Origin of the sequence: Methylobacterium sp. ARG-1 (assembly GCF_001262595.1) — a bacterium.
Taxonomy (GTDB): Bacteria; Pseudomonadota; Alphaproteobacteria; order Rhizobiales; family Beijerinckiaceae; genus Methylobacterium; species Methylobacterium brachiatum.
Map to the genome: position 1 here is coordinate 103,522 of NZ_LHCD01000017.1, position 8,140 is coordinate 111,661.

Below are 8,140 nucleotides of genomic sequence, written 5' to 3' on the forward strand. Positions count from 1 at the left end.
CGTCCGCCGCAGCCTCCCGCTCAGGCCTCGGCCGGGGTGGCCGCCGTCGGCTCGGCGGTCTCCTCCCCTTCGGCGGTCTCGGCACCCTCCTCGGCCTCCGGCTCGGGCAGCGCCTCGATCCAGCCGGCCTTGAGGCGGGCGGCCATGATCAGGCCCTCGGCCTCGGCCCGCGACAGCTCGAACCCGTCGAGATAGCCGGCGTGGCGCACGGCGTCCGGGCCGCGGCCCTCGGTGTAGCCGACGAGGTCGTCGGTGGCGCAGCCCGCCAGGTCCTCGACGGTCTTCACGTCGTTCTCGCCGAGCGCGACCATCATGGGCGTGGTGATGCCCTCGATCTCGCGCAGCTCGTCGGCGACGCCGAGCTCGGTGCGACGGGCATCGTGCTCCTGCTCGATCCGGGCGAGGTGATCCTGGGCGCGGGCCTGGATCTCGGCGCCGGTCTCCTCGTCGAGACCCTGGATGCCGGACAGCTCCTGGATGTCGACGTAGGCGATCTCCTCGACGTTGCGGAAGCCTTCCGCCGCCAGCAGCTGGCCGACGGTCTCGTCGACGTCGAGCGCCTCCATGAACACCTGGGTCCGCTCGGCGAATTCCTTCTGGCGGCGCTCGGATTCCTCGGCCTCGGTCAGGATGTCGATGTCCCAGCCGGTGAGCTGCGAGGCCAGGCGCACGTTCTGGCCCCGGCGGCCGATGGCCAGCGACAGCTGGTCGTCCGGCACCACCACCTCGATGCGGTCGGCCTCCTCGTCGAGCACGACCTTCACCACCTCGGCCGGCTGGAGGGCGTTGACGATGAAGGTCGCCTCGTCCTCGGACCACGGGATGATGTCGATCTTCTCGCCCTGGAGCTCGCCGACGACAGCCTGCACGCGCGAGCCGCGCATGCCGACGCAGGCGCCCACGGGGTCGATGCTGCCGTCGCGGGAGATCACCGCGATCTTGGCGCGGGAGCCCGGATCACGGGCCACCGCCTTCACCTCGACGATGCCGTCGTAGATCTCGGGCACTTCCTGGCCGAACAGCTTGGCCATGAACTGCGGGTGCGAGCGCGACAGGAAGATCTGCGGGCCGCGGACCTCCGAGCGTACGTCGAACAGGTAGGAGCGGATGCGGTCGCCCGGACGGAAGGTCTCGCGCGGGATCATCTCGTCCCGGCGGACGATGCCCTCGCCCCGGCCTAGATCGACGATGACGTTGCCGTACTCGACCCGCTTGACGATGCCGTTGAGGATCTCGCCGATGCGGTCCTTGTACTCATCGAACTGGCGGGCGCGCTCGGCGTCGCGGACCTTCTGGACGATGACCTGCTTGGCCGACTGGGCGGCGACGCGGCCGAAATCGAAGGGCGGCAGGGTGTCGGAGATCACGTCGCCGACCAGTGCGCCCGGGTTGTAGCGGCGGGCCTGATCCAGGGTGATCTCGCGGGCGTCGTTCTCCACCTGATCGACCACCAGCAGGTGCCGCGACAGGCGGAGGGCCCCGGTCTTGTTGTCGATCTCGGCGTGAACGTCGGTCTCCGCGCCGTAGCGGGAGCGCGCCGCCTTGGCGATCGCCTCCTCCATCGCGTCGATCACGATGGAGCGGTCGATCACCTTCTCGCGGGCGACCGCGTCGGCGATCTGGAGGAGTTCGAGCCTGTTGGCGCTGACGACGGCCATCGGTGTCGGTCCTTCTCTTCCGTCAAGTCTTCGTGCCGGCCGCCCGCGGGCGGCCAAGCCCAAATCTCAATTCAATGCAGGTCGTCGCGGCTCTTGAGCCGGGACGCCTTGGACACGACCGGCTTCTTGGGGCCGGTGCGGGGCGGTTTCTTCTCTTTCGGGGCCTTCGAGTCGGCCTTGGCGGCCTTGCCCTTCGGCCCCTGCGGCTTCGGCGCGGGCCGGGCGGGGGCCGCCGGCGCGTCGTCCTCGGCCTCGTCATCCTCGTCCAGTTCGTCCGCATCGTCGGCCGGCGGGCCGCCGCGACGCAGGGATTCGCGGATCAGCTCGTCGGTGAGGACGAGATGCGCCTCGGCGAGATCCCGAAGCGGCAGGTCGATCCGGCTCGGCAGTCCTTCCTTCACGTCGGGCAGGTCGATCGGGACGGTCAGCTTCTCGGTGTCCGGCGCACCCAGGATGCCGCGAAACCGCTTGCGGCCGTCGAGCGGCGGGCTCAGCTCAACCTTGGCCTCGTAGCCGGCCCAACGGGCGAAGTCCGAGACCCGCACCAGCGGCCGGTCGATCCCCGGGGAGGAGATCTCGAGGTTGTAGGCGGTGCCCACCGGATCGTCGACGTCGAGCACCGGCGAGATCGCCCGGCTCACCGCCTCGCAATCGTCGATCGTGAAGGTGCCATCCGGCCGCTCCGCCATGATCTGGACGGTGCAGCCATTGGTGTTGGTCACCTTCACGCGGACCAGCCGGAAGCCGAGGCCCTGGACCGGCCCCTCGATCACCTGCACCACGCGAGCGGCGACGCCGCTCTCGCGGACGAGGCGCTTCTCGGACAGATCCGCTTCGATCTCGGACGACATGGATATCAGCGCGCAACCCTTGCGGCGTCCTGGGCGGCACGTCCCGGCCTGCGGTCCCCGCGCGATCAAACCTGACGCGGCGAAAAAAAAGAGCGGACCCGGTGGGGCCCACTCCCGAACCGCAGCCTCTCGACTGCCATCAGAACTGTTGGATGGATAGATAGCCGCGGTCAGTCCCGAGCGCAAGGTAGATCAGCGATCTGTCGGGTCGGCGCGTGAACGTGGCTGCATTCGGCGGCCATCGCGCAATGCCGGCTCTCGTGCACCTGTGCTTGACGAGCCGGGACGCGCGACCCTTCCGCATTCGCCTCGGCGGGTCAGTTGGGGCGAGGTCCCAAACGCGCAGATCTCGACCGTGCGGATGTCCGGCACGGAGAATTGTGACGCGCCGCCGGCAAGCCGGAAACGTGGCACACAGACGCTCGCACGACCCGCTTCGCCGCTTCAGGCTCCGGTGTCTCGGAGTTGCGGCGAGGCGGGGGAACGCCCGTGGCGTAGGTGCATTTCCGACCGAACGTAAAGGCGCCGGCGCGCTGCTTCGAACGGATGGATCGAGCGATGACGACCCGAACCCCCTCTCCCGGACCGTACGCTCGTTGGATCGGGCGGGCCCTCGTCCTGGGTGCCGTGTCCGGGAGCTTCGCCTTGACCGCTCCGGCCCTGTCTCAGTCGGCCTCCAGCCGGATCGACCAACCGACACCGGCAACGCTGCCGCCGGCATCGGAGCGTGATGGCGCAGCCCGCGGGAGCAGCCAGGTCTCCCCACCGAGCGCGATCCAATCCTCGACCGACGTGATGCAATCGGACGGAACGGTGCAGGGCCAGGGTGCGCCCGCGCGCACGAACCCGATCCAGCACCTGCCGGAGACCATGCGATAGGTTGGGGCCCGTCCCGGGTCGATGCCGGCGCGATGGCTCGGTCAAGTTTGCTATACATCACCCGGACAGCAATCGATCCCGGGTGATAGCGCAGCATGAAGACGATCAAGTCGGTCCCGGGCCGCTTCGTCAGCGCTGTAAGGCGGTCCTTCCGGCAGTTCCTTGCCCTGCCGCTCGCGACCGTCATCGGCTTTGTGGGCCTGAACGCCCTGGTCTATCTGGCGGATCGGTCCTGGTCTGGGGGCGATGCGCCGGCGGGCTTCCGCTGGCTCGGGGAATTGCTCGGCGACAGGGCGGCCCTGGGAAGCCTCCTGACGACGGTGGCATCGAGCATCATCACCGTCACCTCGATCACCTTCTCGCTCCTGCTCCTCGCCGTCCAACAGGGGGCGGCCGCCCTGACCGCGCAGGTCACCGACCAGTTCATGGCCCGGCGCACGAACCAGTTCTATTTCGGGTATTTCGTCGGCCTGTCGGTCTTCGTCCTGATGACGCTGGTGACGAACACCGGCTTTCACCGGCCCGTTTTCGGGACCACGCTGGCCCTGCTGCTGACCACCTCGGCCCTCTGCCTCATCATCGTGATGATCTACAACACGATCGATCAGATGCGGCCGGCGCAGATCATCCAGTTCATCCACGACCGGGTTCTGGAGGCCCGCGACGACGATCTCCGGACGCTTGCGGCCACCCGGAGGACGGCGCGGCAGGATTGGCCCGTGGCCGCGCTGATCCGCTCGCGGGAGAGCGGCTACGTGGTCAGCCTCGACCTCCCGCGCATCGAAGAGGCCGTGAAGCGGCATGGCTGCGAGGCGGTCGAGGTCGAATGCGTCATCCCGGTCGGGACGTATCGCGCCGTCGACGATCCCCTGTTCCGGCTGCGATGCAGGCCCGGCACGACGCTCGACGCGGCAGCGCGCGAGCGCCTCATCGGAGAGACGCTGGCCGCGCTCAGCTACGACGACGGACGCGACCTGCAGCACGATGCCGCCTACGGCCTGCACCAGCTCTCGACCATCGCCTGGACCTCGGTCTCGACGTCGAAATCCAATCCCAGCCCCGGCCTCTCGGTCATCCAGGCCCTGCGGGACATCATCGCGCACTGGAGCGCGGACGAGACCCGGCCGCTCGAAGATCCGACATCCTGCATCGTCTACGCGGATGCCGCGCCGATCATCGCGACCGACGCCCTCGAAGCCGTGATCGTGGTGGCCTCCGAGTCGATCCAGTCCCAGACCCTCACGGAGGCGGTGAAGACCCTGGCGATCCTACTCCGTCATGTCGGGCAGCCGACGGCGGACAGGCTCGCCGATGTCGCCAACCGCACCCTGTCGAGCCTCGGCGAGCACGTGCTCACCCGCCAGCTCGAGATCGAACTCGCGGACTTGGCGCAGGCGCTGAACGAGCGCGGCTTCGTCACCGTCGCGAAGGCCGTCTCCGAGGCGTCGACCGAGTTGGCCGCCAGCCTGGGCAAGCTGAACTCACGCTCGACCCGCGTGCCAGGAACGACCTCGTGAGAACCTGTTGGGCCGGTTGTACCACGCTCGCCCCCATCCCGAGATGGTGCGGCGAAGCGGAGCCCTCGAAAAGAGCACGCCAGCCGGCCGCGCGATCCCTATAGGGCTCTTCGAGGCCCGCTGGCGCGGGCATCTCAGGATGAGAGGGCTGGGTGGGAGAGGCTGCGATCGCGGCCCGGGTGAGCGCCGGCCGGGTTCCATCACCCTCCCCGGTCAGACGTTCCGCGGGATCCGCCCCTCCAGCGGATAGGCCGGATCGTTGTAGCCCGGGGTGGTCGGGTGCCCGGCGGCCACGAAGCCGTCCACCAGGGTCTCGTCCTCCGGAGTGAAGGCGTAGTCGAGGGCGCCGAGATATTCCTGCCACTGCGCCTCGGTGCGCGGCCCGGCGATGACGCCGGTGATCAAGCGGTTGTTCAGCACCCAGGCGGTGGCGAATTGCCCGGCCGTGATGCCGCGGGCCTCGGCATGCTCCTTCAGGGTCCGGGCGATGCGCAGGGACTCCGGACGCCACTCGGTCTGCATCATCCGGGTGTCCTGACGGCCAGCACGGGATTCGGCCGGCGGCGGGGCGTCCGGGTCGTACTTGCCGGTCAGAACCCCGCGGGCGAGCGGCGAGTACGGGACGACGCCGAGCCCGTAATGGGCGCAGGCCGGCAGGTGCTCGGTCTCGGGCATGCGGTTGAAGGCGTTGTAATAGGGCTGGCTCACCACCGGCCGGTCGATGCCGATCTCGTCGCAGAGCCGGCAGATCTCGGCGACCCGCCAAGATCGGTGGTTCGAGACGCCGAAATGGCGGATCTTGCCCGCCCGCACGAGGTCGGCCATCGCCCGCACGGTCTCGGCCAGGGGCGTGTCGTGGTCCTCCCTGTGGAGGTAGTAGATGTCGATGACATCCGTGCCGAGCCGGCGCAGGCTGTCCTCGGCGGCCTTCATGACGTGGACGCGCGAGAGGCCGCGGTCGTTGACGCCCAGGCCGGTCGGGTTGGCGACCTTGGTGGCGAGGATCCAGGCGGCGCGGTCGCCCTTGATCGCCCGGCCGGTGATCTCCTCCGAGCGGCCCTCGGTGTAGACATTGGCCGTGTCGATGAAGTTGATGCCCGCCTCCCGGGCACTCCCGACGATGCGGCCGGCCGTGGCCTCGTCGGTGGGCCCGCCGAACATCATCGTGCCGAGGCAGATCGGCGAGACCTTGAGGCCGGAGCGGCCGAGATTGCGGTACTGCATGGGATCCATCCGGTGTCCGTCCATCGGCTATCTCGGCACCGGGGCGGCGAGGTCAACCAGTCCGGCGTAACCCGGAGCGAACCGCGGCGAACCAACCCGTTCGCGGAGCCATCCGCAGAAGCGCCGGTTTCGCTCTCCATATCCTGGCCCGAGCGGCACGTCGCTCCCGATGTCAGAAGGCCAAGTCCGAAAACGATGATCGACCGCCTGGCCGTTCCCCTCCCCTGGCTCGACCGCGCCGGACGCCTTTCCTGGCTGAAGCTCGCGGTGTTCCTGGCCTGCATCGCGCCGGCTTTGTACCTCGCGGCCGCGTTCCGGCTCGACGCGCTCGGCGCCAAGCCGATCACCGCGCTGATCCACGCCACCGGCGAGTGGGCGGTGCGCTTCCTGCTTTTCTCGCTCGCGATCTCGCCTTTGCGCCGCATCGCCGATTGGGGGAAGGTGCTCCTGGTCCGGCGCATGCTCGGCATCACCGTGATGGCCTACGCGGTGGCGCATCTCGCGCTCTACGCGGTCGATCAGAACCTGGTCCTGACCAAGGTTGCCAGCGAGATCGCCCTGCGGCTCTACCTGACGATCGGCTTCGTGGCGCTGATCGGGCTGATCGCCCTGGGGCTGACCTCCACGGATGCGGCGATCCGCAACCTGGGGCCGAACTGGCACCGGCTGCACCGGCTCGTCTACACGATCGCGGTGCTGGCCTTGGTCCATTACTTCCTGCAGTCGAAGATCGACGTCAGCGACCCGGTCTTCTCCGCCGGGCTGTTCCTGCTGCTGATGGGGTGGCGGGCGATGCGGCGGTTCAAGCTGCCGGAGCGGCCCTGGTCGCTCCTGCTCCTCGCGATCCTCGGCGGCCTCGCCACGGCCGGGCTCGAGGCGGCCTGGTACGGGCTCGCCAGCGGCGTTCCAGCCAGCCTCGTTCTGGCGGCCAATCTCGACTTCTCCGGCCCGATCCGCCCGGCCTGGTGGGTCCTGGCGACCGGGCTGCTGATGCCCGCTCTCGCGCTCCTGCGCGGCGCGCGCGCCACGGGCCGGACCGCCAGGCCGGGCGGATCGGGCCGGGATCGCGTGGCCGCCTCGCGTGCGGCCCCCACCAGAGCCGCGGTGTCGGAACCCTTGTCGCCGTCCGCGTGATGCCGCAGAACCCGCCACCGGCGGTCTCGGGCCGCAGCGGAGTGATACGGGCTATGCGCGGCACGCTTCTCCTCATCGCGGGCATGCTCGCGCCCACCCTCGCGCTGGCGGCGCCCAAGGCGGCCCCGGACAAGGGTGCGCCGCCGCCGGCCGCAGCCCCGGCGGCCACGGCCTGCAAGCCGCCCGAGCCGCCGCCGGCCTCGGCGCGGCCGGTCAAGCCCGCCCTGCCCGAGAAGCCGGCCTGCCTCGACGCCAAGGACGGCTGCCCCGGCTGGGAGGCCTACAGCTTCAACGACGCGGTCAAGGCCTACAATCTGCAGGCGCAGGCATTCCGGCCGATCGCCGAGGCTTATGTCCAGAAGCTCAACGCCTACGTGAAGGCGAGCGGGGAATACGCCCAGTGCGAGATCAAGGCGATGCAGAACTGAGGCCCGCCGCGGCAGAGGGATAGCCCGGAAGCCGGCTGAACGGCGGGCAACCGGGGACGCGGCAGGGGTTCAGCCGGCGCGGCGCAATCTCCGGCATCGATGGCTGCGATCCCCGCCGCCTGTCCCTGTCGAGGCCCTACAGTGCCCCTCCGCGATGTCATTGGGCGTGCGGGATTCTGCGCCCTGCTGCTCGCCGCCGCCCCGGCGCGCGCTGCCGATTTCGACGGCCCCTACCCGCCGCACGGCTATGGCGGCCCGACCGAGGGCTACGAGCGCGAGCGGCGGCCACCGCCCCCACCGCCTCCGCCCCCCGAACCGGAATTCCGGCGCCCGCATTTCTCGGCGGCCCCGCCCGAGGCGTGCCGGGACTTTGTCCGGCGCCGATTCGATCCGGACGGCGCCCCGGTTCTGCGGCGGGTGCGGATCTGTGACGAGCCGGCCTTCGAGCG

The 8,140-nt window shown here is 69.8% G+C and carries 7 protein-coding genes and 1 pseudogene; 4 read left to right on the plus strand and 4 right to left on the minus strand.

What is annotated here, in order from left to right:
• Positions 1-20: 20 nt before the first annotated feature.
• From nusA to AKJ13_RS31925, 3 genes are all read right to left on the minus strand, one after another.
• Positions 21-1,658 carry a transcription termination factor NusA gene (gene nusA / locus AKJ13_RS17310; protein ID WP_050734457.1) on the minus strand — a complete coding sequence of 546 codons (1,638 nt, stop codon included), beginning with the start codon at positions 1,656-1,658 and terminating at the stop codon, positions 21-23.
• Between the two features lie 71 nt (positions 1,659-1,729).
• Positions 1,730-2,509, minus strand: coding sequence for a ribosome maturation factor RimP (gene rimP, locus AKJ13_RS17315; protein ID WP_050734458.1), 780 nt, complete (start codon positions 2,507-2,509; stop codon positions 1,730-1,732).
• Between the two features lie 665 nt (positions 2,510-3,174).
• Positions 3,175-3,351, minus strand: a complete 177-nt coding sequence (locus AKJ13_RS31925) for a hypothetical protein (protein ID WP_160320614.1) — start codon at positions 3,349-3,351, stop codon at positions 3,175-3,177.
• A 132-nt stretch (positions 3,352-3,483) separates the two neighbouring features.
• Between AKJ13_RS31925 and AKJ13_RS17325 the strand changes: the two genes are divergently transcribed.
• On the plus strand, positions 3,484-4,905 hold the full coding sequence (locus tag AKJ13_RS17325; RefSeq protein WP_050734460.1) for a DUF2254 family protein: 1,422 nt from the start codon (positions 3,484-3,486) through the stop codon (positions 4,903-4,905).
• A 213-nt stretch (positions 4,906-5,118) separates the two neighbouring features.
• Here AKJ13_RS17325 and AKJ13_RS17330 read toward each other — a convergent pair whose 3' ends face one another.
• Positions 5,119-6,129 carry an aldo/keto reductase gene (locus AKJ13_RS17330; RefSeq protein WP_050734473.1) on the minus strand — a complete coding sequence of 337 codons (1,011 nt, stop codon included), beginning with the start codon at positions 6,127-6,129 and terminating at the stop codon, positions 5,119-5,121.
• Positions 6,130-6,324: 195 nt separating this feature from the next.
• On the opposite strand from AKJ13_RS17330, the gene AKJ13_RS17335 reads away from it, so the two are divergent.
• The 3 genes and pseudogenes from AKJ13_RS17335 to AKJ13_RS17345 form a co-directional block, all read left to right on the plus strand.
• Positions 6,325-7,263, plus strand: a complete 939-nt coding sequence (locus AKJ13_RS17335; RefSeq protein ID WP_050734461.1) for a protein-methionine-sulfoxide reductase heme-binding subunit MsrQ — start codon at positions 6,325-6,327, stop codon at positions 7,261-7,263.
• Between the two features lie 53 nt (positions 7,264-7,316).
• Positions 7,317-7,691: a hypothetical protein gene (locus AKJ13_RS17340; protein ID WP_200905654.1), complete on the plus strand. Its 375-nt coding sequence runs from the start codon at positions 7,317-7,319 to the stop codon at positions 7,689-7,691.
• A 141-nt stretch (positions 7,692-7,832) separates the two neighbouring features.
• Positions 7,833-8,140: pseudogene (locus AKJ13_RS17345) on the plus strand (hypothetical protein); the annotation flags it as partial.

Bases quoted from the DNA above. Each gene is read 5' to 3' on its own strand.
- nusA (WP_050734457.1), bottom strand. From the start codon at position 1,658: ATGGCCGTCGTCAGCGCCAACAGGCTCGAACTCCTCCAGATCGCCGAC.
- AKJ13_RS17340 (WP_200905654.1), top strand. From the start codon at position 7,317: ATGCGCGGCACGCTTCTCCTCATCGCGGGCATGCTCGCGCCCACCCTC.
- AKJ13_RS17335 (WP_050734461.1), top strand. From the start codon at position 6,325: ATGATCGACCGCCTGGCCGTTCCCCTCCCCTGGCTCGACCGCGCCGGA.
- rimP (WP_050734458.1), bottom strand. From the start codon at position 2,509: ATGTCGTCCGAGATCGAAGCGGATCTGTCCGAGAAGCGCCTCGTCCGC.
- AKJ13_RS17330 (WP_050734473.1), bottom strand. From the start codon at position 6,129: ATGCAGTACCGCAATCTCGGCCGCTCCGGCCTCAAGGTCTCGCCGATC.
- AKJ13_RS17325 (WP_050734460.1), top strand. From the start codon at position 3,484: ATGAAGACGATCAAGTCGGTCCCGGGCCGCTTCGTCAGCGCTGTAAGG.